Annotated in this window: 20 protein-coding genes; 10 read left to right on the plus strand and 10 right to left on the minus strand. The window is 64.8% G+C overall.

All coding sequences use genetic code 11. The features are described 5' to 3' along the window. A partial coding sequence (locus AC1DVA_RS18210; RefSeq protein WP_476806804.1) for an IS3 family transposase occupies positions 1–219 on the plus strand: 219 nt, incomplete at its 5' end. 174 nt (positions 220–393) lie between these two features. Here the strand turns inward: AC1DVA_RS18210 and cls are convergent. From cls to AC1DVA_RS18230, 4 genes are all read right to left on the minus strand, one after another. Further along, the gene (gene cls / locus AC1DVA_RS18215; protein ID WP_476806805.1) at positions 394–1,674 is read right to left on the minus strand and encodes a cardiolipin synthase; all 1,281 of its coding nucleotides are present in this window, start codon (positions 1,672–1,674) and stop codon (positions 394–396) included. A gap of 598 nt (positions 1,675–2,272) precedes the next feature. Next, positions 2,273–2,551 carry a hypothetical protein gene (locus AC1DVA_RS18220; protein ID WP_476806806.1) on the minus strand — a complete coding sequence of 93 codons (279 nt, stop codon included), beginning with the start codon at positions 2,549–2,551 and terminating at the stop codon, positions 2,273–2,275. A 73-nt stretch (positions 2,552–2,624) separates the two neighbouring features. Continuing rightward, a complete protein-coding gene (locus tag AC1DVA_RS18225; protein ID WP_476806807.1) occupies positions 2,625–3,050 on the minus strand; it encodes a DUF1236 domain-containing protein in 426 nt (141 codons plus the stop codon). A gap of 495 nt (positions 3,051–3,545) precedes the next feature. After that, positions 3,546–4,802 carry an NAD(P)/FAD-dependent oxidoreductase gene (locus AC1DVA_RS18230; RefSeq protein WP_476806808.1) on the minus strand — a complete coding sequence of 419 codons (1,257 nt, stop codon included), beginning with the start codon at positions 4,800–4,802 and terminating at the stop codon, positions 3,546–3,548. Positions 4,803–4,945: 143 nt separating this feature from the next. On the opposite strand from AC1DVA_RS18230, the gene AC1DVA_RS18235 reads away from it, so the two are divergent. From AC1DVA_RS18235 to AC1DVA_RS18255, 5 genes are all read left to right on the plus strand, one after another. Beyond that, the gene (locus AC1DVA_RS18235) at positions 4,946–5,824 is read left to right on the plus strand and encodes a MurR/RpiR family transcriptional regulator (protein WP_476806809.1); all 879 of its coding nucleotides are present in this window, start codon (positions 4,946–4,948) and stop codon (positions 5,822–5,824) included. Between the two features lie 53 nt (positions 5,825–5,877). Continuing rightward, the gene (locus AC1DVA_RS18240; RefSeq protein WP_476806810.1) at positions 5,878–7,446 is read left to right on the plus strand and encodes an ABC transporter substrate-binding protein; all 1,569 of its coding nucleotides are present in this window, start codon (positions 5,878–5,880) and stop codon (positions 7,444–7,446) included. A 135-nt stretch (positions 7,447–7,581) separates the two neighbouring features. Further along, a complete protein-coding gene (locus AC1DVA_RS18245; protein WP_265052709.1) occupies positions 7,582–8,514 on the plus strand; it encodes an ABC transporter permease in 933 nt (310 codons plus the stop codon). Positions 8,515–8,524: 10 nt separating this feature from the next. After that, a complete protein-coding gene (locus tag AC1DVA_RS18250; protein ID WP_476806811.1) occupies positions 8,525–9,370 on the plus strand; it encodes an ABC transporter permease in 846 nt (281 codons plus the stop codon). A 43-nt stretch (positions 9,371–9,413) separates the two neighbouring features. Continuing rightward, a complete protein-coding gene (locus AC1DVA_RS18255) occupies positions 9,414–10,895 on the plus strand; it encodes a M81 family metallopeptidase (protein ID WP_476806812.1) in 1,482 nt (493 codons plus the stop codon). A gap of 31 nt (positions 10,896–10,926) precedes the next feature. Here AC1DVA_RS18255 and AC1DVA_RS18260 read toward each other — a convergent pair whose 3' ends face one another. The 4 genes from AC1DVA_RS18260 to AC1DVA_RS18275 are packed head-to-tail and all read right to left on the minus strand — an operon-like array spanning position 10,927 to position 13,543. After that, positions 10,927–11,568 carry a CDP-alcohol phosphatidyltransferase family protein gene (locus tag AC1DVA_RS18260; RefSeq protein ID WP_476806813.1) on the minus strand — a complete coding sequence of 214 codons (642 nt, stop codon included), beginning with the start codon at positions 11,566–11,568 and terminating at the stop codon, positions 10,927–10,929. A gap of 3 nt (positions 11,569–11,571) precedes the next feature. Further along, positions 11,572–11,973 (minus strand): hypothetical protein, encoded by a 402-nt coding sequence (locus AC1DVA_RS18265; RefSeq protein ID WP_476806814.1) that lies wholly within the window; start codon positions 11,971–11,973, stop codon positions 11,572–11,574. After that, entirely contained in the window at positions 11,958–12,908 is a 951-nt protein-coding gene (locus AC1DVA_RS18270) for a phosphatidate cytidylyltransferase (RefSeq protein ID WP_476806815.1), read from the minus strand. Before AC1DVA_RS18270 ends, AC1DVA_RS18265 begins: the two co-directional genes overlap by 16 nt. Then, complete coding sequence (locus AC1DVA_RS18275) at positions 12,905–13,543, minus strand: lysophospholipid acyltransferase family protein (RefSeq protein ID WP_476806852.1); 639 nt, start codon at positions 13,541–13,543, stop codon at positions 12,905–12,907. The genes AC1DVA_RS18270 and AC1DVA_RS18275 overlap by 4 nt, the downstream gene beginning before the upstream one ends. Before the next feature lie 579 nt (positions 13,544–14,122). Here AC1DVA_RS18275 and AC1DVA_RS18280 point away from each other — a divergent pair. From AC1DVA_RS18280 to glgX (AC1DVA_RS18290), 3 genes are all read left to right on the plus strand, one after another. Continuing rightward, positions 14,123–14,872, plus strand: coding sequence for an SDR family NAD(P)-dependent oxidoreductase (locus tag AC1DVA_RS18280; protein WP_476806816.1), 750 nt, complete (start codon positions 14,123–14,125; stop codon positions 14,870–14,872). A 429-nt stretch (positions 14,873–15,301) separates the two neighbouring features. Beyond that, on the plus strand, positions 15,302–17,767 hold the full coding sequence (locus tag AC1DVA_RS18285) for a glycogen/starch/alpha-glucan phosphorylase (RefSeq protein WP_476806817.1): 2,466 nt from the start codon (positions 15,302–15,304) through the stop codon (positions 17,765–17,767). 60 nt (positions 17,768–17,827) lie between these two features. Beyond that, complete coding sequence (gene glgX / locus AC1DVA_RS18290) at positions 17,828–19,783, plus strand: glycogen debranching protein GlgX (protein ID WP_476806818.1); 1,956 nt, start codon at positions 17,828–17,830, stop codon at positions 19,781–19,783. A gap of 223 nt (positions 19,784–20,006) precedes the next feature. Here the strand turns inward: glgX (AC1DVA_RS18290) and glgX (AC1DVA_RS18295) are convergent, their stop codons facing one another. Next, the gene (gene glgX / locus AC1DVA_RS18295) at positions 20,007–22,094 is read right to left on the minus strand and encodes a glycogen debranching protein GlgX (RefSeq protein WP_476806819.1); all 2,088 of its coding nucleotides are present in this window, start codon (positions 22,092–22,094) and stop codon (positions 20,007–20,009) included. 220 nt (positions 22,095–22,314) lie between these two features. On the opposite strand from glgX (AC1DVA_RS18295), the gene glgA reads away from it, so the two are divergent. Beyond that, the gene (glgA, locus tag AC1DVA_RS18300) at positions 22,315–23,847 is read left to right on the plus strand and encodes a glycogen synthase GlgA (RefSeq protein WP_476806820.1); all 1,533 of its coding nucleotides are present in this window, start codon (positions 22,315–22,317) and stop codon (positions 23,845–23,847) included. Between the two features lie 95 nt (positions 23,848–23,942). On the opposite strand, the gene AC1DVA_RS18305 is transcribed toward glgA, so the two are convergent. After that, positions 23,943–24,203: a DUF2934 domain-containing protein gene (locus AC1DVA_RS18305; protein ID WP_476806821.1), complete on the minus strand. Its 261-nt coding sequence runs from the start codon at positions 24,201–24,203 to the stop codon at positions 23,943–23,945. Between the last annotated feature and the right edge of the window lie 178 nt (positions 24,204–24,381).

Consider the following 24,381-nt stretch of genomic DNA (forward strand, 5'->3'; position numbering starts at 1 on the left):
GATCAGATCAAAGACGCGACCGTCAAACGCTATCACTACGACAGCCACGACCAGCTCGATCGTCACCTCCAGGACTTCGTCTCAGCTTACAATTTCGGCCGGCGCCTGAAGACCCTCAAAGGCCTCACGCCCTACGAGTTCATCTGCAAGCGCTGGACTTCAGAGCCGGAACGATTCACCCTCGATCCAATCCACCAAATGCCGGGACTAAACACCTAGATATTCGCGCCGACGTGACCGAAGATAAGCAAGAACGTTAACCGCCTAATGTCGCGCCTGCGGCGTCGAGGATAGCCCAAAACGGGCATCGAGAACCCCTCGGCCTCCCTTCAGGCACAGTTGAGTCGGTCAGGACGATCAGCAGGCAACCGCTAGATCCACCCTCGCCGCCGCCTAAATCTGTGTGCGCAGAAGGCCTGCCAGCCAGTCGGAGAGCCTCTCGCTCGCAGACCTCTGTCGCCATTTGGTTATCGTGTAGGGGGTCGAGCGCTTCAGATCGGACAAGAACATCTCGATCTGATGGCGTGCGAACTCCCGATCGTAGAAATTGATGTTCGCCTCGTCGTTCAGGCGAAGGGCGCGCTCGTCGATGTTGGTGGAGCCCACCGAGGTCCAGACGTCATCGACGATCACGAGCTTGCAGTGATACATCGTTGGCTCGAATTCATGGATCTTGATGCCGGCCTCGAGCAATTCTCCCCAAAAATGCCGCGATGCTTTCTGGACAAGCCGCGCATCGGTCCTCTGGCCCGGCACGATAATCTCGATGTCCACGCCGCGCTTTCTCGCCTCCAGCAATTGCTGTCGCGTGATCGCGTCAGGAACGAAATAAGGAGTGCCGATCCGGATGCTCTTTTGAGCCGCGGCAAGCGCCGTCATCAGCATGAGATGCATGACGTTGCGTTGATGAGTCGAGCTGACGACGACTTGGGCATCCAGCTGTCCATCGGGTCTGATGGACGGGAAGAACCGGTCTCCCATCAGCAATTCGCCTGTTGCCTCGATCCAGTGTTCGGCGAACGCGGCCTGCAATTCCGAAACCGCGGGCCCTTCGAGCCGATAGTGATTGTCGCGCCACTCGGCCGCAGTCCTGGCATCGCCATTCCATTCGTCACCGATACCGACGCCGCCGGTGAACCCGATCCGGCCGTCGACGATGAGGAGCTTCCGGTGTGTCCGGTTGTTGATCCGGTCCAGCGTGCTCCATTTGACGGGGCGAAATTTGACCACCTCCACGCCGGCCGTCTGCATTCGCTCTACGAGCCTCTCCTCCATCGGGATGCTGCCAACCCAGTCGAGAAGAACCTTCACGCTCACTCCATCGCGGGCCTTCTGAGACAGCACATCGGCGAATTGATCCGCGATATCGCCCCGCCAGTAGATGTAGGTCTCGAATGTAATCGTGTTCTTGGCGCCGCGAATGGCACGAAGCATGGAAGGGAAAATCTCGTTCCCATTGACGAGCGTCTCGACCTTGTTGCCGGGGATGGCGTTGGAGCCGAAAAGTGCTCCCATCGAGGTCCTGAACTGATCGTCGGAGGATGCGAGATGGTGAGGCAGCGGCTGCTGCAGGTCCCTCCGCTCAGGCATGAGGTTGGCGACGATCAGGCATCCGACGACGCCGGCCGCAGCTGAAAGAACGGCAATGGCAAACGGATATTTTGCGAACTTCATGCGGCCCCCGCCAGTACGGCAACGAAGTTCTCGAATTCAACGAAGATCGGCATCAGGTATAAGCAACCTGCGAGACGATAGGTGTCGTAGCCAACACAGCGCTGCCCCAGCCAGAGAAGACCACCCACCCCAAGCACCCGAAACCGTTTCAGCGTCTTGGTTTGCTGCTGTCGGTTTCAGGTGCGCAACTGGGCGAAATGCGTTCTATCGCGGCCGGCGCTCTCAGGCTTACCAATAGCGATAATAGCCGAAGTCGCGAGCTCGCCTGCCATAGGCGCGAGCATGCGGAGGCGGCCCCCCATAATAGCGACCGTAGCCATGTCCATGGTGCCAATGGCGCGAACCGTGCCAACCCTTGTGGCCTTTGTACCCGTGGCCACCATTCTTTATCTGTTGGATATGGCCAGGCGCCTCCAGGCTCGTCAGACCTGCCACAGGGGCGGCTTGGGACGTCGATGGCGAGCCGAAGCTCAGCATGGCTGCTGCAACGAAGATTAACTTTCGCATCGGTTCCTCCTCAAGGAAGCATCGCGATAATCACATGCCAAGCAGCGGGCTCTGAAAAGCACCAACACACCCGCTGCACGGCCGCCAGGCGTCAGTCACAGATGCTCATACGGCGCTCGACAACCTCGCCATAGCGATTGACCCGACGCTTTATGACGATGCGGCAATCGTCATCGTCGTCATCGAGCACAGCAGGACCCCGGAAGCCACGTCGCTCCCCAGCAAAGCGGTACCCACGGGGCTCGTGATAGCGCGGGCCGTCATATCCCGGCCGGTCGATTCCGAACTCGAACTGGACCTGCGCCTGGGCCGGAGCGCTGAAGGCGGCGGTGGCCGCGACAGCAGCGGCGATCAGGATTGGCCGCAACATGGCGTTGTCTCCTTGGTTGATCAGGGTGAACCCGATCGAAGGAGCCCACCCTGTCAGGGTGGGCTCCCGTTGATCATTCGATGATCTGAACGATCTTGCGTGTCTTCGGCTCGACCAGGACGGTCTGGTCATTGACCACGGTGTAGCGATATTCCGTCTTGCCATAGCGGGTCGGAACCTCACGATAGGTGACCGTATCGGGCAAGGTTGCGCCGACGACCACCTTCTCGCGGTAAGCCACCGACGGCATCTTCTGTTCCCTCACATAAGTGCGGAACTCGGTGCGCTGGTCGGCCGCGATTCCGCCGACAATCGCGCCCGCAGCAGCACCGCCGACCGCACCCACGGCCGCCCCGGCCGGTCCGCCGACGATCGCGCCGCCGACAGCACCTGTGGCCGCGCCGCTTGCGGCTCCACCGGCCGCGCCAGAATTAGACTGCGAGAACGCGGTCGCCGGAACGATGGCCAGCGCGGCGACCACAACAAGATTCTTGATCATGGTACTTCTCCCTTTGATGGCTCCCCCGCCGCTTAGCAAAACGGCTGGCCGGATTGCGTGTTCCATGAATAACCGTTCATAATGAGAGGCTTAGCGCGAGCGCTTGCTCAAGGTTGTGCCGCCGCCGCTTCGATTTCTGCCTGGGCGTTTGCGCAAACCTTTGCGTGCCCGGCGGAAATCCTGGCGTGACAACGACGCATCGTTGGAAATCGGCGCGCATTCGAGGGGCCGCAATGATCGGCATTTGCAGTGCTGCCAATTCCGAGCGCGGTTTTCCTGGCCAAACCACGCACAGCCCGATGCGGACACGACCGACGTCTGCAAGTTCGGGTCGGTGTGATCGTGGTCGATCAGCCACAGGCGACGGATCGAGCTGCTGTTCAGATCGACGGCCAGGCAAGGGCCCTACATCTCAGACCGGCGAACTTTGCCTTGTATCCGTTAGCCGAAGCAGCGCAAGCGAGCGCCACCTGTTCCTCGGAAGTCGATACGCACCTAGAAGCGATCGGCCGCGAAGGGCTCGAGGTCGCAGAATGTTGGCAAGCCTGTCATCGCTTCTGCCAGAAGCCGCCCGGTGGCCGGCCCCAGCGTGAAGCCGTGATGGGCATGGCCGAACGCAAACCACAGGTTGCGATGCCGGGGAGCGCGACCGATGATCGGCAGCATGTCCGGCAGGCAGGGGCGCGCGCCGCGCCAGGGCTCGGCGTCAAGGCGCCGGCCGAGCGGCATGATCCGCCGCGCGATCTGCTCCGCCCGGTCGAGCTGCCAGGAATCCGACGGCTCGTCGCGGCCGGCGAGCTCGATGCCGGTAGTCAGGCGAATGCCGCGCCGCATCTGGCTCAGCACGAAACCGGCCTGCGCATCGCAAAGCGGATGCTGCGGCGTCGCCTCGTCCACGGCCTCGTAATGCATGTGATAGCCGCGCTTGAAGCCGATCGGGAAGCGATACCCGAAACGCTCGCAGAAATCGCCCGACCAAGGCCCCAGCGCGACGACGAGTTCCGGTGCCTGCCAGTTTCCCGCGTCGGTCGGCAGGTGCCATTCCGTGCCTTCGTTACGCAAGGCGAAAGCGTCCGCCTTCGTCAACGCGCCGCCACGCGCGCAGAAAAGCTCGGCATAGGCGCGCGTCACCGCGCCTGGATCGCTGACGGTGACGGGGTCGCGCCAATGCAGCGCACCGGCCACGGCGGCCGACAGCAAAGCAGGCTCGCGGCTGCGTAACGCGTCCGGCTCGAGCACATCATAGGTGAGCCCGTAGCGCTGCAGCTCAGTCGCAGTACGGACTGCCTGCTCAAGGGCGCGAGGGTTGCGGTAGAGCTCGATCCACCCCTCCCCCCGCATCAGCGCTTCGGTGCCGGCGGCTTTCGTCCAGTGCCGGTGTTCCGAGATACTGCGCTCGATCAGCGGCAGGATGGCGCGGCCCAACCTGTCGAGCCGGTCCGGTGCCGAATTCCACCAATAGCGCGCCAGCCAGGGCGCCATCCGCAGCAGCGTCGCCGGTCGATAGCGCACGGCGATGGAGCGGTTCGAGGCGAAGGCGGCGAGCGTCGCGAGATCTCGGGGGAAAGCGTAGGGAACGACGGAGGAACGCTCGATCAGCCCGGCGTTGCCATGGCTGGTTTCCGCTCCCGGCTCGCCGCGATCAACCAGCAGGACGGTGCGGCCGCGTTCCTGCAGATGCAGGGCGACGCTGACGCCGATGATGCCGGCCCCGAGCACGATCACATCAGTCTGTCGTGTTGCAGTCGTCATCGCGCCGGGCAGACCCGTCTCCACTCGCCCGACAAGGGGCATAGCCGAAGACGAGCCTCAAACTGAAGCGATTTGCAAGAAAATAAAAATCCTTTGACACTTTGAAAGAAAAATTTCTTGATGAGGCGTCGCAGGGATTTTCGATGTCGCAGACTCTCCGCCAGAGATTGCAGGCTTGCCTCGCCAACGGCTCCAGGGCCGACAAGGCGCTGGCGAGCTACATGCTGGCGCAGATGCCGAGCCTGCCCTTCGAGACCGCGGCCAGCCTGGCGGAGAAGGTGTCGCTCAGCGAGCCGACGGTCGGGCGCTTCTGCCGGACGCTCGGCTACAAAAGCCTGAAGGACCTCAAGTCGAGCCTCGCCGAGGAGATCGGCGACAGGCCCTGGCTGATCAGCGACCGGCTGCGGGATTTCCAGCAGCGCAGCCTCGCAGGCGACGACCAGCTCGCGCGCAGCCTGCAGCTCGAGATCGCCGGCCTCGTCAGGCTCTACGAACTCGCCCAGAGCGAGGAATGGAAGCGCGTGGCGCGCCGGCTGGCGACCTCGCCGTCGGTCTACGTCACCGGCTTTCAGACCGAGCGCGGGCTCGCGCAGTATCTCGCCAACCAGCTCCAATACCTGCGCGACGGCGTGCATCTGGTCGACCTCGCCGCCGGCAATTTCTCGGAGTTGCTGCTCTCCGGCGAGGCTGGTCGCTGCCTCGTCATCTTCGAGGCGCGGCGCTACTCGCGCATGGCCAAGGTACTGGCGCAGGAAGCGAAGGCCGCAGGCATCGCGACGACCCTCGTCACCGATTCTTTTTGCGACTGGGGGCGCGAACTGGTCGACGAGATGCTGGTCGTCTCGACCGAGTTCAACCTGTTCTGGGACTCGACCGCCCATATGGCGAGCCTGAGCAATCTCATGATCAACGCCGTCTTCGTCGAGCTCGGCCCGCAGGTCGAGCAACGGTTGAACCGCATGGCGGAACTCTACGGCCGCTTCACCGGCCATGTCGGCGACAACTCCGGCCCGCTCGGCTGACGGTCGCTGCCATCCACGCCTTCGCAGCATCTCGAAACAAAAGGGGAAACGGGATGAAGACGATGATGAAAGGGAGCCTGCTGGCACTGGGTCTCGCCACCCTCGCCGCAACCGCGGCGCCGGCACAGGAGGCGACGTTCGTGATGACCGCGCGTCTCGTCGGCGCGCCGACCTACAACCCGACCAAGGCGACCAAGCTCAACACGGCGACGACGCTGATCTTCGACCGTCTCGTCGTGCAGGACGCGGACCAGAGCTTCCATGGCCAGCTCGCATCCTCATGGGAATCGAGCCCCGACGGCATGCAGTGGACCTTCAAGCTGAAGCCCGGCGTGAAATTCCATAATGGCGAGCCGTTCAACGCCAAGACGATCGAGTGGTGGGTGCCGCAGTTCAAGGGCACCGAGAACGCCTTCACCGTCGAGGCGATCGAGCGCGTCGAGGTCGTCGACGACCTGACCGTGCGCTTCCACATGAAGCACCCGGATCCAAACCTGCTGTTCAACCTCGCCACATCGTTCATGTGCGTTCCCGAGCCGAAGGCCTTCGAGGCGCTCGGCGACAAGTTCGGGGTGACGGAGGCGATCGGCACCGGCCCCTACAAGATGCAGCAATTCACCGTCGGCCAGCAGACCGTTCTGGTCCGCAACGACGACTACGCCTGGGCTTCCGACCTGTCGGCCAACAAGGGGCCCGCCAAGTTCAAGAAGCTGACCTTCCGCGAGATCGGGGAGGAATCGACGGCCTATCTCGAGCTGAAGACGGGCGGCGCCGACTTGCTGGTCAACGTCCCGACCGACTTCCTGCCGCGCATCCAGGCCGACAAGGCGGTGAAGCTCGTGACCATTCCCGGCAACGAGCTGGTCTACATGCCGATCAACACCAGCGTAGAGCCGTTCACCGACATCAAGGTGCGCGAGGGGACCGCTTTCGCCGTCAACCAGAAGGAAATCCTGAACAGCCTTTACGGCGGCAACGGCGCGGCTGCGGACACCTTCCTGATTTCCTCGCTCAAGGAGTCGCAGGTCGATCCGAAGGCCAGGATCTCCTACGACCCGGAGCGCTCGAAGAAGCTGTTCGATGAAGCCGGCTGGAAGGCAGGCCCCGACGGTATCCGCGTCAAGGACGGCAAGCGCCTCGAGGTGAAGCTGTGGACCCAGAACGGCACGGAGTTCAAGCGCCTCGTCGAGATCGTCCAGGCCCAGCTCAAGGCCGTCGGCATGCAGGCTGATATCAGCATCGTCGATGCAGGGTCGATCAATGCCCAGTATCGCAAGAAGACCGAGCACCAGCTCGCGATCCGCTCCTATCAGTGGACCAATGCCGACATCGTCGACTGGTTCTTCGCTGCGAAGCGGGCAGGCTATCCCAACGTCTCGATGTTCAACGATCCGGAAGCGGAGCGGCTGAACGACATCGCCATGAACAAGTCGAAGACCTGGGACGAGCGCGTCGCGAACTTCACCAGGTATCATGAGTACGTGCTGTCGCAGTACCCGTTCGCACCGATCTACCAGCCGGCGCAGAGCCTCGCCTATGGCAAGCGCATCGTGATGCCGGAGAAGATCCGCGGGACCGGGCTCTACGGGCCGACGATGCTCGACATCGCTCCGGCGAACTGAGCCTAGATCGCCGCGCGTTCGATAGGACGCGATAACGGCGATCTGTCTTTCTGTTGCCGCATCGGATTCTTCCGAAAAGTGGATCCCACTTTTCGGTCCGATGCTCTAGGCCACGGCCGCACACGGGAGAGATCCTTGCTGCGCTTTGCGATCCGCCGGCTCGCCATGCTGGTGCCGGTGTTCCTCGCCGTCTCGCTGGTGATCTTCATGATCATCCATCTCGTGCCGGGCGACCCGCTGGAGCATCTGATCCAGGTCGGCTCGTCGCCCGAGCAGCGAGCGCAGATGATCGCCCGCTACGGCCTCGACCAGCCGCTCCTCGTCCAGTACGGGCGCTGGCTCGCCAAGATCGTCACCGGCGATCTTGGCGACGCCATCGTGATGCGCCAGCCCGTCGCGCGGCTGATCGCGGAGAACATGCCGCACAGCCTCGCGCTCGGCGGCACGGCTCTCCTCTTCTCGACGACGGTCGGGATCGTAACCGGCGTGCTCGCCGCCTCCTTCCGCGACAGCCTGTTCGACCGGACCGTGATGGGCTTCATCCTGCTCGGCTCGACGCTGCCGAGCTTCTGGCTGGCGCTCTTGATGATCCTGATGTTCGCCGTGCAGTTCGAGTGGTTTCCGGTCTCGGGCGCGCGCAGCTGGGATGCGCTGGTCCTGCCGGCGCTGACCATCGGCATCGGCGGCACCGCGCTGATCGCCCGCGTGACCCGCGCAGCGATGATCGAGATCGCCGGCCGCGACTTCGTGCGCGTGCTTCAGGCCAAGGGCGTACCGTTCTGGCGCATCCAGCTCCGCCATGTGCTCCAGCAGGCGATGCTGCCGGTGATGACCATTCTCGGCCTGCGGATCGGCTGGATTCTCGGCGGCGCCGTCACCGTGGAATACGTTTTCGCCCGGCCGGGCCTGGGCTCCCTGCTGATCACGGCGCTCGGGCAGCGCGATTATCCGCTGGTGCAGGGCTGCCTGCTGATGCTCGCCATAGCGGTGATGCTCGGCACGCTGCTCGGCGACCTGGCCCAGGCGGCACTCGATCCGCGCCTGCGCGAAGCCATGGGTGCAAGATGATGGGTGCAAGATGAGCCGTCCGTCCCTTGCAGGCCGCCTGGCCTGTTCGCCGCGCGGCGCCATCTGCGCGCTGTTCCTACTCGCGCTCGTGCTCTGCGCGATCTTCGCGCCCTGGATCGCGCCCTATGACTATGCCGCGCAGAAACTCTCCATCGCCAACACGCCACCCTCGGCAGCGCATTGGCTCGGCACGGATGAGTTCGGGCGCGATCTGCTCTCACGCATCATCCAGGGCGCACGCACCTCGCTCAGCGTCAGTGTGCTCTCCATCGCACTCTCGGTGATCGCAGGCGCGACGCTCGGCGCCGCAGCCGGTTATTTCGGCGGCGTCTTCGACCGGGTCGTCACCGTCATCGTCGACCTGACCTGGTCCTTCCCGGAAATCCTGCTGGCACTGATCCTGATCGCGATCCTCGGGCCGGGGCTGCATTCCACCGCGATCGCCATCGCCATTGCCTATCTCGCGCAATTCACCCGGCTGACGCGGGCGCAGGTGATGGCGCTCCGGGGCGAACTCTTCGTCGATGCGGCGGTGACGGCTGGCGCGGGGCCTGGGCGCGTGCTGTTCGCCCATCTTCTGCCCAACGCGATGACGCCTGTCATCGTCGCCGGGATGCTCGCGACGGGCGATGCCATCGTACTCGAGGCGACGCTCGGCTTCTTCGGGCTCGGCGCGCAGCCGCCGGTCCCGAGCTGGGGGGCGATGATGAGTTCCGGTACGGCGCAGATCTTCATCGCGCCCTGGATCATCATCTTCCCCGGCCTCGTGATCGCCACCACCGTCATCGCCATCAACCTGTTCGGCGACGCGCTGATCGAGGCGCTCGATATCCGCCGGCCGCTGCGCGACGGCTGACGACCACCATCGGACAGAAACAAGAGAGACCGCAGGGAACGCCATGACCTTCACCGTGCTGACCGCCGAGTTCTCGCATGAGAGCAACACCTTCAGCCGCTGCCCGGCCGATTATGCCGCCTTCACGGATCGCGGCATCCGGCTTGGCGACGAGGCGATCACGGAGCGTGGGGAGGCGAATACCCCGATCGCCGGATTCCTCGACATCGGCCGCCCGGCCGGCTGGCGAGTGATCCATGCGATCAGCGCCGCAGCCCAGCCCTCGGGCCCGGTGACGCGCGATGCCTTCGATCGCATCGCCGACGTGATCGTCGAAGCGGCCAGGGCCCATGCCGGGACGATCGACGGCGTGCTGCTCGGCCTGCACGGCGCAATGGTGACGGAGTTCTGCGAGGATGGCGAAGGCGAATTGCTGGAGCGGCTGCGCGCTGTTCTCGGCCCCGACGTGCCGATCGGCATCACGCTCGATCCCCATGCCAACGWCACCCGGAAGATGACCGAGCTGGCTGATATCGTCGTCTCCTACAAGACCTATCCACATGTCGACGTCCGCGAGACCGGGCGGCTGGCCGCCGACATCATGCAGCGCACGATGGCGGGGGAGATCAGGCCGGTGACCTTGCGTGCCGAGCGGCCGATGCTGGAGGAGGTCAATGGCGGGCGCACCGATATCGGCCCGATGGTCGAGCGCATCGCCAAGGCAAAGGCCTACGAGAAGCAGACGGATGTCTTCGCCGTCAGCGTCAATGGCGGCTTCGGCAATGCCGATATCGAAGAGGTCGGCCCGACCGTCCTCGTGACCTGCCAGGGCGATCTCGACCGGCATCGCGGCTTCGCCGAGGCGCTGGTCGACGACATGTGGCAGCGCCGCTTCGAGATGGTGACGCCCTTCCTCCCGGTGGACGATGCCGTCGCGGAGGCTGCCGCCTATGTCGCGACATCGGGCCCGCTGATCATCGCGGACTATGCCGACAATCCCGGCGGCGGGGGCTATGGCGATGCGACAGGGCTGCTCGAAGGCATGATCGCGGCCGATCTCAAGGATGCCTGCTTCGGCCCGATCGTCGATCCGGAGACTGCTGCCGAACTGCACCGGGCACAGCCAGGCACGGCAGTGTCCGTCAGGCTCGGCGGCAAGGTCGATCCCGAGATCGGCGGCGGGCCGCTTTCCGTCACCGGCACGCTCGTCAGCCTGAGCGACGGTGACTATGTCGGGGACGGGCCGATGATGGGCGGGCTGCACGCGAGTTGGGGGCCCTGCGCCGTGCTGCGCGTCGGCGACATTGAAATCCTCGTCACCACGATCCGCGCGCAGATGAACGACCTGCAGCAGTTCCGCGCCTTCGGTATCGACCCTGCGGCCAAGCGCATCGTCGGGCTGAAGTCGATGCAGCATTTCCGGGCCGCCTTCGAGCCGATCGCCGGCAAGGTGATCGTCTGCGACAGCGGCGCGCTCTGCACGCCGGACCTGACCAAGCTGCCCTATCGCCGCGCCCGCCGGCCGATCTTTCCGCTTGATAAATGACAGCGGACAGCCGCTCAGAGCGCGCGGCAGCTCAGCGCGCGCGCAACCCCCGTGCGGCATTCATTGCTCGCCTGAGAGCGGTTAAAGCGGCCCCTGCGGCGATGATCCAGAGAGCGATAACCAGCACCTCGTTGTGGCCGCGCCAAAGCGGCTCCAGCAGCGTCAGGAGGGCCGCCATGGTGATCACCGCCATACGGTGCTGCTTGGCCATCGGGCCGGAGAAATCGGCCGGCAGCCCGCAGGCGCGACCGAGTTCACGTGTGTAAGCGGTCAGGACCGCAAAACCGGCAGCCGCCCAACCCAAGGCTGGAACGCCAACCCCGTAACCGGCGCCGACGAGAATCAGGATATCGGCAACGCGATCGGGGAACTCGTTCCAGAACGGCCCATCCGGCGCCTGCTTACCCCCTTCGATCGCCACCATTCCGTCGAACAGGTTGCAGAGCAGCCTGAACTGGCAGAACAGCGCGGCCGCCAGAAGAAGGGCCACGCGGGTGCCTGCCCCGGCCGTACCCGCCTGCCAGAACGCCACGCCGGCGAAGGCGGCCATGACCATGCTGGCCATCGAGATCTGGTTCGGCGTCACGGCGGCTGCGCTTAGTCTGCGGGCGATGGCGCGCGCCCAGCCGGAATCGCGGCTGGCGAGCGGGCGTCGATTCTCGTCCTTCGCCATGGTTCAGGCCTTCCGGATGCGCCAGAGCGAATAATTGTAGAGCGCGGCGTAGCTCGTCGCGACGGTGAGCGGCACGGCGATGGTGCGGAGGATCTCGGGCGTGCCGCCGATCGTGTGGAGGATCGTCAGCAGGCTCGCCGAGACGAGGCCGGCGATCAGCGGCGGCGCCAGCAATGCGGCCACGCCGGAGAAGCGGCTGGCGAGATACTCGATGCAGCGCTTCAGGACCAGCGTGATCGAAGCCGAGATCGCGCCCTGCAACAGGCCCGCATGGAGCGGTGCCGGCATTGGATGGGCGCGGTTGGCAAAGGCCGCCCAGCTACCCATCGCGACGAAAGCGAAGGCGACATGGACGACGCTGCTGCGCATCAGGCGTGCGAGCGGCCGGGTCATACGTCCGACCATCCGTAGCGGACCAGATGGAAGAAGATCGGAGCGGAGAAAACAACGGAATCGAGCCGGTCGATGAAGCCGCCATGGCCGGCGATCAGATGGCCCCAATCCTTGACGCCGCGATCGCGCTTGATCGCCGACATGACGAGCCCGCCGAAGAAGCCCAGGAGGACGATGACCAGCGAGAGAAAGGCGGCCTGGAGCGGCGTGAACGGCGTCATCCAGGACAGGCCGGCGCCGACGGCGGTGGCGCTGAGCGCGCCGCCGACGAAACCCTGGACCGTCTTCGAGGGCGAGAGCTTCGGCGCGATCTTGGTGCGGCCGAGCAGCTTGCCCCAGACATATTGCAGGACGTCGCTGATCTGCACGACGATGACGAGGAAGGCGATCAGCAGGACGTTGCGGCCCTGGTAGCCGGCGATGTCGAGGCTCAGCAGCGCCGGCACATGCGAGGTGCTGAAGACGCAGATCATCAGTGCCCACTGCACTTCGGCGATGCGCATGAGGAAATGGTCAGTGTCGCCGCGCAAGGCGGCGATGATCGGCATGAGCAGGAAGGCGTAGACGGGGATGAAGATCGAGTAGAGCCCGTACCACTCGATCCAGATCAGGTAGTACTGCACCGGCAGCACGATGAAGAAGGCCGCCGCCAGCGCCCAGTGGTCCGCCCGGCGCGTATCGGTCAGCGTAATGAACTCACGCAGGGCTGCGAAGGAGCAGAACGCGAAGAGCAGCGTTACGCCGGTCTTGCCGCCGATCAGCGCCAGCCCCATCAGCACAACCATGACCCACCAGGCCCGAATGCGATCGTTCAGGTTCTCCACCACAGCATGCGACCCGTCGGGCGACAGCCTGCGCTGCAGCACGTAGCCGACGACGGAAGCCGCGATCAGGACGACGAGCAGGCCGGCCAGCACAGCGACCAGATCGGGATGCGGCATGGTCATGACATGTTCGACTTCGGTGACAGGGCGAGCAGGGCCGCCTCCGACCTGGCCAGGAAATCCTGCTTCGTCTCCGCTTCGGCAAGCCGGAGCGGCGCGCCGAAAGTGACGGTGCAGATCAGCGGAATGGGCACGAACTCGCCCTTCGGCATGACCCGGTTGAGGTTGTCGATCCAGGTCGGCACGAGGGCGACGTTCGGACGCGCCTTCGCAAGATGGAACAGGCCACTTTTGAACGGCAGGAGCGGAGCCTGCGTCATATTTCGCGTGCCTTCGGGGAAGACGATCAGGGACGAGCCGGCATCCAGCGCTTCTGTCATCTGGACGATCGGATCACGTGTCCGGCTGGCGCGATCGCGATCGATCAAAACCGCGTTGAAGACATCACAACCGATGAAGCGCCTCATGCGGCTTTTCAGCCAGTAATCGCTGCCCGCGACTGGCCTGGTCGCAAATCGCATCCGACGCGGCAAAACGGTCCAGATCAGGACGAAGTCGCCATGGCTCGCATGATTGGCGTAATAGATCTGCTGCTCGGCGGCCGGCGCCACGCCTTCCCACCGCCCACGGACAGCAGTCAGGAAGCGGGCAAAGAACAGGATCAGCGTGCCCGCCAATCTGACCAACGCTCCCCGCATATCCCCGCCCCGCTTGTCGCCCATCGCTGAGGTAGCGTTCAATTCCGACGCTGTCGATATTGTTTTGGAGTCCGAATTGGTTTCGGAGGGCTGGATCAACGCCGCGAAGATCCGCATTCGCGGGGATGTCGAACGGTGTTCCGCCGGTCGATGGCCCAAATCGTCAAGATGAGACTGAAATTGAGGCTCTCCGGCCCGTAAGGGGCGATAGAGAATCTGAACCGAACCTTCGGCGCGGCAGTGCCATTACCGAATAGCTTCTCATCTGTCGGAAACTGGTCATATTGAATTCACCGCCAGGGAATTGCGTTGCACATGTCGTGCTTGCCGATCCCGGTGAGATTATTCCGAAGCGGCACCGGATCGCACCATTTCCGAACATCGAGTGGCGTCCGGAGCGCGGGCTCTCCAGCAGGTGAGCGTCACAATTCCGGTTGCTCCGGCCCAGCGTCAGATGAGCCAGAGCTGAAAACTGCCCATCCGCCTTTACACGACTCCGCGCGCCATGTTGAAGGGCCTTCAAACCGAGTCCTTCGGCACCGCCAAAGGTGCCGTCAGGCGATCAGGAGGAGTGCCCGCATGGTCAAGGAATTCACCGGCAAACGAGTGATCGTGATGGGCGGCAGCCGCGGCATCGGGCGCTCCATCGCGCTGAGGTTCGCGGCCGGCGGCGCGTCCGTCTCGATCTGTGCGCGGGGCGCCGGACCGCTCGAGGCAACGCGCAGGGAAATCGCGGCGCTCGGCGTCACGGCTCACGGGGCCAGCGTCGATCTCGCCGACGCAAGCGCGATCGAGGCCTATGTGCCCGAGGCGGTGAAGGCTCTTGGCGGGCTGGACGTCCTCGTCAACAACGCCTCCGGCTTCGGCCATTCGGACGATGAGGAGGGCTGGGCCGCCTCGCTCAACGTCGACATGATGGCTATTGTCCGCGGTAGCCATGCGGCGATCCCCCATATGAAGCCGGGCTCGTCGATCGTGAACATCTCGTCGATCTCGGCCTTGCGTGCCTCATCGCGTGCGGCGCCCTACGGCGCCATCAAGGCGGCGGTGATGCATTACACCGCGAGCCAGGCGAAGATGCTGTCGCGCAAGGGTATCCGGGTGAATGGTGTCGCGCCCGGTTCGATCGAGTTCCCGGGCGGCTCGTGGGAGGATCGGAAGACGTCGAACCCCGAACTCTATCAAGCGACGTTGGCCAGCATCCCCTTCGGCCGGATGGGCAAGCCCGAGGAAGTCGCCGAGGTCGTGCTCTTCCTCGCTTCCAACAAGGCCAGCTGGGTCACCGCCCAGACCATCGTCGTCGACGGCGGGCAACTCGTAGGACCCTGATCTCGGTTCGTCGACGCAGCGGTAATGGCTCCGTCGCGAACACGCCGGTYGCATTTGCTCGGCAGAAGCTGCGGATCAGGCAGGTGCGGCTCGATGGCCACGCGAAGTTTCATGGCGCATATGCCGGGAAGCCCCCCGCCACCGGGCGGGCTTCCTGTAGCCCTCGATGTCATGGCTGCGGCGGTCACGCTGCATCGATGGCGTGTCCCATTCGCTTGGCGAACGTGCATCGCCGTTCCATTCGCTGCCGGGAGCGAAGCGGCTTCCGGCCGGATTTCCTGTGTGAAGGAAAGTCTCGAAAAATGATCACTGGCGCGCTTTTGACCGGCTGCGTCAGGGTCTGAGTCTACCCTTGAGGCAACGCGACCTTGATGTGGCCGCAGCATTAGGAGATCGTGGCATCTCCTTTGGCAGCAACGAGCTTTGTCCTTGAGCGCGACCTCCTCCCAGTCCTCCGTGCACTATGAGCCCGACGAACAGGTCGAGCGCATCAAGGCAGAGGTGGTGCGCAAGCTCACCTATTCGCTCGGGAAAAACCCGGCTGTCGCTCAACCGCATGACTGGCTGACGGCGGGTATCCTCGCCGCACGCGACCATGTCGTCGACGTCTGGCAGAATTCGACGAAGGAGAGCTACGCCACCGGGCGCAAGCGGGTCTACTACCTCTCGCTGGAGTTCCTGATCGGCCGATCGCTCGCCGACACGCTGAACAATCTCGGGCTGACCGGCGCGATGGCGCAGGCCATGCATGAGTTGGGCGTCGACCTCAACGACATCGAAACCATCGAGCCCGATGCCGCCCTGGGCAATGGCGGCCTCGGCCGGCTCGCCGCCTGCTACATGGAGGCGATGGCATCGACCGGCGTCGCCGCGCTCGGCTACGGCATCCGGTACGATCACGGCCTGTTCAAGCAGCGCATCGACGGCGGCAAGCAAGTCGAAGTGCCGGAAGACTGGCTCTCCTTCCGCAATCCGTGGGAGTTCGAACGGCGCGAGAGCGCCTACAAGATCGGCTTCGGCGGCTCGGTCACCGGCACTGCCGAGCCCGGCGAGGTCTTCTGGGCTCCGGAAGAAACGGTCTTCGCCGTCGCCTACGACACGCCGATCGTCGGCTGGCGCGGCCGGGACGCCACCACGCTGCGGCTGTGGCGCGCCCGCGCGATGCACCCGCTTTCGCTCGACGCCTTCAACCAGGGCGACCTGATCGGCGCTGTGGCGGAGCGGAACCGCGCCGAGGCCATCTCGAAGGTGCTCTATCCAAACGATTCCACGCCGGTCGGCCAGGAATTGCGGTTGCGGCAGGAGTTCTTCTTCACCTCCGCATCGTTGCAGGACCTCGTCCGGCGGCATTATCGACAGTTCGGCAAGCTGGACGATCTCGCCGAGAAGGCGTCGATCCAGCTCAACGACACGCACCCTGCGCTCGCCGTGGCGGAGCTGATGCGGCTGCTGATCGACCAGCACAAGATGGAATGGGAGCAGGCCTGGGCAGTCACCAACGCCACGATCTCCTACACCAACCACACGCTCCTGCCGGAGGCCCTGGAGACCTGGCCGGTGGCGCTGATGGAGCGGCTGCTGCCGCGCCACATGCAGATCATCTTCGGCATCAACGCCCGCTTCCTCGACAGCGTGCGCCGCGACGCGCCCGAGGCCGACCTCGCCGCGCTTTCGCTGATCGACGAGCATCACGGCCGCCGCGTGCGCATGGCCCATCTCGCCTTCGTCGGCTCGCACAAGGTGAACGGCGTCTCGGCGCTGCATTCCAGCCTGATGAAGGAGACGGTCTTCGCGCCGCTCAACGGCGTCTTTCCGGATCGCATCACCAACGTCACCAACGGGATCACGCCGCGCCGCTGGCTGTTCGGCGCCAACCCCGGATTGACGAAGCTGCTTGAAGAGACGTGCGGAGAAGCGGTCACCGACGATATCGGCCTCATCCGCCGGTTCGGCGCCCATGCGGGCGACAAGGCCGTCCATGAGCGCCTCATCGCCATTCGCCGCGAGAACAAGCTGAAGCTGGCCAAGATCATCCGCCAGGATTGCGGGGTCACGGTCGATCCCGATGCGCTATTCGACGTCCAGATCAAGCGCATCCACGAATACAAGCGCCAGTTGCTCAACATCCTCGAGACGATCGCGCTTTACGATGCGATCCGCTCCGAGCCCTATCGAGACTGGGCGCCGCGCGTGAAGATCTTCGCCGGCAAGGCGGCGTCGAACTACGCCACCGCCAAGTCGATCATCAACCTGATCAACGACGTCGCCGCCGTGGTGAACAACGACATCACCACGCGCGACCGACTCAAGGTCGTCTTCCTGCCGAACTACAATGTCAGCCTGGCCGAGATGATCATTCCGGCCGCCGACCTCTCGGAGCAGATCTCCACCGCCGGCATGGAGGCCTCCGGCACCGGCAACATGAAGTTCGCGCTGAACGGCGCCGTCACCATCGGCACGCTCGACGGCGCCAATATCGAGATCGGCGAGCGCGTCGGCGAAGACAACATCGTCATCTTCGGCATGACGGCGGAACAGGTCGAAGCGGCCAAGCGCAACCCGCGCCCGACAGCCGATGTCATCCGGGAGGCACCGCACCTCGAAGGGGTGCTGGATGCCGTCGCCAGCGGCGCCTATTCGCCGCGCGATCGCGACCGCTATCTCGGCCTCGTCGAGGGCCTGCGCGCCAATGACTGGTTCATGGTGCTGAACGACTTCGAGAGCTACCGCCAGGCACAGAGGCGGGTCGATGCGCTCTGGGGCGATCCCGCGCAATGGTGGCGTATGGCCGTGACCAACACCGCCCATTGCGCCTGGTTCAGCGCCGACCGCGCCATCCGCGAATATGCCGATCGGATCTGGAACGTGCCGGCCGGCTACGCTCCCAAGGGCTGAGATCTTGGCCGGACATCGCCCGTTCGAGTCTACACGCCGCACGCAACGTCTCGTGCTCCGATGACCCGCTGGTCCGTCGTCCGCAGCGCCTGCCCGGCGGAGCTGGGGGCGACGCCGACGCGGGATGGCGTGGCTTTCGCCGTCTTCTCCCGGCACGGCGAGCGCGTGCATCTATGCCTGTTCGACGAGGGCGGCGAAACGGAGGTCGCGCGGCAGCCCCTGCCAGTCCGCAGCGGCGACATCCATCATGGCTTCGTGCCGGGCGCGCGGCCGGGATTGCGCTATGGCTTGCGGGTCGAGGGTCCCTGGCAGCCCGAGCAGGGCCATCGCTTCGATGCATCGAAGCTGCTCGTCGACCCTTATGCGAAATCGGTCGATCGCCCGTTCCGATGGGACCCGCGCCTCGTGCAGCGTGGCGTGGATTCGGCCGGGCTCGTACCCCTGGGCATCGTCACCGCCGACGATGCTGCACAGGTCGTCGCTCCGCGATCGCCGGGTTTCATCTATGAGCTGTCCGTCAGGGCGTTCAGCATGCACCAGCCGGCTGCGCCGGAAGCGCTACGCGGCACGCTGGCGGCGCTGACCGAGCCGGCACTGATCGCGCATCTCAAGAAGCTCGGTGTCAGCCATGTCGAGTTGATGCCCGTTGCCGCCTGGATGGATGAGCGGCACCTGCCGCCTCTCGGGCTGCGCAATGCCTGGGGCTACAACCCCGTCAACTTCTTCGCGCTCGATCCGCGATTGGCTCCGAACGGGGCGGCCGATCTCGCAGCGCTGTGCGCGACCTATGACCGCGCCGGCATCGGCGTGATCCTGGACGTCGTCTTCAACCACACGGCCGAAAGCGACGAACACGGCGCCACCATCTCGCTGCGCGGCCTCGATAACGCGGTGTATTATCGCCATGCCGAGGACGATCCCGGCCGGCTGATCAACGACACCGGCTGCGGCCACACCATCGCGCTCGATAGCGCGCCGGTCGTGCGCCTGGCGATGGACGCGTTGCGCCATTGGCGCCGCCTCGGCGTCTCCGGCTTCCGCTTCGACCTCGGCACCGTGCTCGGGCGCACCGCCACAGGTTTCTCGCCGGACGCGCCCTTCTTCTCCGCCCTCCTCCAGGATCCGGACCTCTCGCAGTCGATCCTGATCGCCGAGCCCTGGGACATCGGCCCCGGCGGCTATCGCCTGGGCGAGTTCCCCGCCCCCTTCGCCGAATGGAACGGCCGCTATCGCGACGATGTCCGCCGCTTCTGGCGTGGCGACAGCGGCATGGCTGGAGCGTTCGCGACGCGGCTTGCCGGCTCCTCCGACCTCTTCGCCGCCCGCCATCGCGGCCCGCAGGCGAGCGTCAACTTCATCGCCGCCCATGATGGCTTCACTCTCGCCGATCTCGTCAGCTACGCCACCAAGCACAACGAGGCGAATGGCGAGGATAATCGCGACGGCGACAATGACAGCCACAGCTGGAACGACGGCATCGAAGGTCCAAGCGGCGATCCCGCAATCGAGGCGACACGGCGACGCGACGCCCGCGCCCTGCTGGCGACGCTTTTCCTGTCACGCGGCATCCCGATGCTGACGGCCGGCGACGAGTTCGGGCGGACCCAACGCGGCAACAACAACGCCTATGCGCAGGACAACGACATCACCTGGCTCGATTGGGCGTCAGTCGACGGGGCCATGATCGACTTCGTCGCGGAACTGATGCGCCTGCGCCGTGCCCATCCCGTTCTCGGGCAAGATGCCTTCCTGACCGGGGATGGCGAGCCGCCCGACGCACTCTGGCTGAAGCCGAACGGCCAGCGTGTGGCCGACGACGAATGGACGAGCCTGGATGCCTTCTGCCTCCAGCTCAACGGTACGGAAGAAAGCCTCCTCATCGCCGTCAACCGTGCGCGGGAAGCCATCCCTTTGTCGATGGCCACAGGAAGATGGAACAGATTGCTCGCCTCGACCGAGGGCGCAGCCGGCGGACTGCCGCCCCGCAGCGTCAGCCTCTGGCGCTGCGCGGCGTAGAGCACGTTGATTTTGCACGGAACCACGCCGTCATTCCAGGGCGGGCCGCAGGCCCGAGCCCGGAACCCATGAACACGACAGCTCATCCAAAAGCGCGCCGATCCGACGGGCCTTCTCGTTTGACCCCGTGTTCATGGGTTCCGGGCTCTTCGCTGACGCGAAGCCCCCGAATGACGCCGCGGTTCCGTCAACACTCCTGAGTTCTAGCGAACGCCGAGCATCGTCACATCAGGACGATCAGCGAGCGCGGCGACAGCGTGATCTCCTGATCGGCCTTCACCCCTTTGCGGCCTTCGTCCGAGTTAGGGCCGGTCTCTGTATCCAGCACCACTGCCCAGGAGCCCGGCTTCACCCGCGCCGGAATCTTGAACACGACCTCGCCATCGAAGGCATTGAACAGGATCAGCGCCTCGTCGCCCCCGGCCTCGACATCGGGCCTATGCATCAGCAGACCGATCGCGAGCACGCCCGGGTCATCCCAGTGCTCCTCCTGCTGGTCGCCGCCGGCCGGATTGACCCAGCGCAGCACGCAGCCGTCGCGGAAGGATGCCCGGCGGAAGATCGGATGCTCCGTCCGCAGCGCGATCACGCGCTTCACGAAGCTGGCAAGCGCCTCGTCGCGAGCGGTGATCTCGTCCCAGCGCATCCAGGCGGTGTCGTTATCCTGGGCGTAGACGTTGTTGTTGCCGCGGTTGGAATGGCCATGCTCGTCTCCGGAGAGCAGCATTGGCGTGCCGTGGGAGAGGAGCAGCGTCGCCAGCAGATTGCGCTTTTGCCGCTCGCGCACGGCAATGATGCCCTCGTCTTCTGTCGGCCCCTCGGTGCCATAGTTGAAGGACAGATTGTGGCCGTGGCCGTCCTTGTTGTCCTCGCCGTTCGGCTCGTTGTGCTTGTCGTTGTAGGAAACGAGGTCATTGAGCGTGAAGCCGTCATGCGCGGTCAGGAAGTTCACTCCGGCCCAGGGTCTGCGGCCGCGCTGATCGTAGATGTCACCAGAGCCCGTGACCCGCGCGGCGAGGTCGCGGATGATGCCTTCCTCGCCCTTCCAATAGGCCCGCACGGTATCGCGGTACTTGTCGTTCCATTCGGCCCAGCCGGGTGGGAAGCTGCCGACCTGATAGCCGCCGGGGCCGATATCCCAGGGCTCGCCGACCAGCTTGACCTTGCGCAGCACCGGGTCCTGCCCGATCGCGTCGAAGAAGCCGCCGCGCGGGTCGAAGCCATGCGGCTCGCGGCCGAGGATCGTGCCGAGATCGAAGCGGAAACCGTCGACTTCCATGACCTCGACCCAGTAGCGCAGCGAATCCATCACCATCTGCAGCACGCGCGGATGGGAAGTGTTGACCGTGTTCCCGGTGCCGGTGTCGTTGATGTAGAAGCGCGGCTCCTTCGGCATCGTCCGGTAGTAGGAGAAATTGTCGATGCCCTTGAAGGAGAGCGTCGGCCCGAGCTCGTTGCCTTCCGCCGTATGGTTGTAGACCACGTCCAGCACGACCTCGAGCCCGGCATCGTGGAACTTGCGGACCATGTCGCGGAATGAGGACAGGCCGGCCCGGCCGAGATAGCGCGCCATCGGCGCGAAGAAGCCGATGCTATTGTAGCCCCAATAGTTCGACAGGCCCTTGGCGACGAGGTGATGGTCGTCGAGATAGGCATGCACCGGCAGAAGCTCGACCGTGGTGACGCCGAGTGCCTTGATATAGTCGATCACCGCCTTCTCGCCGAGGCCGTCGAAGGTGCCGCGCTTGTCCTCCGGCACCGCCGGGTGAAGCTGGGTGAAGCCGCGTACATGGGCCTCGTAGAAGATCGTCCGGTCCCATTCGACCGCCGGCGATGCGGGGCGCTTCGGATCGGCCTTCCAGTCCACGACCACGCATTTCGGCGTGAACGGGGCGCTGTCCAACTCGCTGAAGCTGAGGTCCCGATCCTTTCCAGCTCCGATCTCGTAGCCGTAATGCGCGTCGTTCCAGTCGAGGGCGCCTGAGAACTCCCTGGCATAGGGATCGAGCAGCAGCTTGTTGGGATTGAACCGATGCCCCTCTTCGGGCGCGAAGCGGCCATGGACGCGATAGCCATAGCGCTGCCCCGGGCCGATGCCGGGCAAGTAACCGTGAAAGACCTCGTCGGTATATTCCGGCAAGGTGATGCGTGCCGTCTCGGTCTTGCCGCTCTCGTCGAAAAGGCAGAGCTCGACCCGTTCGGCATGGGCCGAGAACAGCGCGAAGTTGGTGCCCTCCCCGTCGCAGGTCGCCCCGAGTTCGCTGATATGCCCAGGCTTGATCTCGCTCGGATCGATGGAAGTCCGCGCCATGCCGCTCTCGCCTCATCCTTTGAGGCGGGAACGGGCAACGGCATCGCGCCACGACCCTGTCATCTCCGCCCGTCATGCTGGTCGTGAAGGCTGCAACGTCGCGCATGCCGCCCGGTTCCGGCGGAACGGTCCCGATCTTGCATAATGATTTTGCAATGCAACATGGAACTATGATGACTCCGCTGGGTTTCTCGATGGGCGACGTGCCGAGGACGTGACGATGGCCGATGTGCTGAAGCAGGCTGAGACCGAGACCGTCTCGTCCACGTCAGGCCACGCCCTCACCTATGCCCAGGCCGTCAGGCATGAACCCGCCGAAGCGCCTTCGCCTATAGCGGCTGCGACCAAACTCCTCTTCGTCACCTCCGAGATGGGGGATTTCATCAAGGCCGGCGGGCTCGGAGAGGTCTCCACGGCACTGCCGCGTCAGTTGCGCGGATTCTGCGACGTCCGCGTTCTGATCCCCGGGTTCCGCCAGGTGCGGGCTGCCAGGCCGACCATGGACATCGTGCGGACGATGCCGCGCACGGCGAGCCTGCCTCCCTGGTCGCTCGGGCGCTTCGCCACCCCGGACGGGCTCACGATCTACGCCGTGCTCTGCGATGAACTCTATGATCGCGAAGGATCGCCCTACGGGCCTTTCGGCGGCGGGGATTTCGGCGACAACGACGTCCGTTTCGGCCGGCTGTCGCTCGCGGCCGCGGAAATCGCCGCCGGTGAAGCCGATCCGAACTGGAAGCCGGACATCATCCACGTCAACGACTGGCCGTCCGCGCTCGCGGCCGGGTATCTGCGCTGGAAGGGATTGGCTACCCCGTCGATCCTGACGATCCACAACCTCGCCTATCAGGGCCTCTACCAGCCGCAGCGCATGGCCGCGCTCGGCATCCCCGACCTCGCCTTCCACGTCAACGGCGCCGAATTCCACGGCAAGATCTCGTTCTTGAAGAGCGGCATCTTCTACGGCTCCCACGTCACCACGGTCAGCGAAACCTACGCCCAGGAAATCACCACGCCGGAACATGGCTGCGGCCTCGAAGGGCTCCTGAAGACGCGCATGGACGAGGGCCGCCTCACCGGCATCGTCAACGGCATCGACGATAGCTGGAACGCGCTGATCGAAGGCGGCAAGACCAGCGAGCAGATCATCCGGCAGTGGAAGCGACGCAACGCCGCCGAAATCCGCAAGGTCTTCGAACTGCCCGACTCGCGCGGCCCGCTGTTCTCCATCGTCTCGCGCCTCGTCCATCAGAAGGGCATCGACCTGTCGCTGGAAGCGGCGGAGACCATCGTCAGGCAAGGCGGCCAGCTCGTCGTCACCGGACGCGGCGAGCCGCGCATCGAGGAGGCGGTCGAGAAGCTGGCGCGGCAGTATCCCCGCTCGGTCGCCGCTCGCATCGGCTTCGACGATGGCGAGGCGCGGCGCCTCTTCGCGGCGAGCGACTTCCTGCTGATGCCCTCCCGCTTCGAACCCTGTGGCCTGAGCCAGATGTACGCCCAACGCTCCGGCGCCCTGCCGATCGCCTATCGTACCGGCGGGCTCGTCGACACGATCGAGGATGGGCTTTCGGGCTTCCTGTTCTCGTCGCTGACCGGGGCGGGGCTCACCGGCGCCGTCACGCGTGCCCTCGAAGCCTATCGCTCGAAGCGCGACTTCCGGCAAATGCGCGAGCACGCGATGGCCAAGCGCTTCGACTGGCGCCGCCCCACGTTCCGCTATGCCGATGTCTACGCTCGAGCCCTGGCCGCTTGAACAGCGTGGCACGAGGCTTCTGGACGCAAAAAAGCCGCTCCCATAGAGAGCGGCTATTGGCAGCCCGGAGAGTGCGACCGGTCGAGCCGGCAACCTCAGACTTTCTTCGTCGATGCGGCTTTGCCGGGCGCGGCTTTCGTCGCAGCGGCCTTGAGGGGCGCCTGCGCCTTCGGCTTGCCATCGGCGTCAGGCGTGACCTTGCCCTTTACCGGCGCTTTCGCTTTGGGGGCTTTGTCGACGCTCGCGGCGACGCGCTGCTCGGCCTGTCGCCAATGCTCGGTATCGCGCCCCTCCGGCTTGCCCTCCGCCTCCCAGATCGCATAGGCGGTATCGCGGACGATCTGCTCCCGGCTCATCGACAATTTCCTTGCCTCAGGGCTAAAATCCGGTTGAACAACCGCAGCCAAAGCGCCCGGTTCCGGGCAGGATCTGACGAAATATGCGGCATCTTGAAGCCGGAACGCAAAGCATCTCTGCTGCGTTGCATCATGAATGATTCCCCGGCTGCGGTGGAGTCCCTCTCGCGCCGCGACA

The organism is Allobosea sp. P4_C6 (assembly GCF_056402015.1).

Coding starts and splice junctions, on each gene's coding strand:
- AC1DVA_RS18280 (WP_476806816.1), top strand. CDS start 14,123: ATGGTCAAGGAATTCACCGGCAAACGAGTGATCGTGATGGGCGGCAGC.
- AC1DVA_RS18230 (WP_476806808.1), bottom strand. CDS start 4,802: ATGACGACTGCAACACGACAGACTGATGTGATCGTGCTCGGGGCCGGC.
- glgA (WP_476806820.1), top strand. CDS start 22,315: ATGGCCGATGTGCTGAAGCAGGCTGAGACCGAGACCGTCTCGTCCACG.
- AC1DVA_RS18235 (WP_476806809.1), top strand. CDS start 4,946: ATGTCGCAGACTCTCCGCCAGAGATTGCAGGCTTGCCTCGCCAACGGC.
- glgX (WP_476806818.1), top strand. CDS start 17,828: ATGACCCGCTGGTCCGTCGTCCGCAGCGCCTGCCCGGCGGAGCTGGGG.
- AC1DVA_RS18220 (WP_476806806.1), bottom strand. CDS start 2,551: ATGTTGCGGCCAATCCTGATCGCCGCTGCTGTCGCGGCCACCGCCGCC.
- AC1DVA_RS18260 (WP_476806813.1), bottom strand. CDS start 11,568: ATGGCGAAGGACGAGAATCGACGCCCGCTCGCCAGCCGCGATTCCGGC.
- AC1DVA_RS18225 (WP_476806807.1), bottom strand. CDS start 3,050: ATGATCAAGAATCTTGTTGTGGTCGCCGCGCTGGCCATCGTTCCGGCG.
- AC1DVA_RS18240 (WP_476806810.1), top strand. CDS start 5,878: ATGAAGACGATGATGAAAGGGAGCCTGCTGGCACTGGGTCTCGCCACC.
- glgX (WP_476806819.1), bottom strand. CDS start 22,094: ATGGCGCGGACTTCCATCGATCCGAGCGAGATCAAGCCTGGGCATATC.
- AC1DVA_RS18250 (WP_476806811.1), top strand. CDS start 8,525: ATGAGCCGTCCGTCCCTTGCAGGCCGCCTGGCCTGTTCGCCGCGCGGC.
- AC1DVA_RS18265 (WP_476806814.1), bottom strand. CDS start 11,973: ATGGTCGGACGTATGACCCGGCCGCTCGCACGCCTGATGCGCAGCAGC.
- cls (WP_476806805.1), bottom strand. CDS start 1,674: ATGAAGTTCGCAAAATATCCGTTTGCCATTGCCGTTCTTTCAGCTGCG.
- AC1DVA_RS18270 (WP_476806815.1), bottom strand. CDS start 12,908: ATGACCATGCCGCATCCCGATCTGGTCGCTGTGCTGGCCGGCCTGCTC.
- AC1DVA_RS18275 (WP_476806852.1), bottom strand. CDS start 13,543: ATGCGGGGAGCGTTGGTCAGATTGGCGGGCACGCTGATCCTGTTCTTT.
- AC1DVA_RS18305 (WP_476806821.1), bottom strand. CDS start 24,203: ATGAGCCGGGAGCAGATCGTCCGCGATACCGCCTATGCGATCTGGGAG.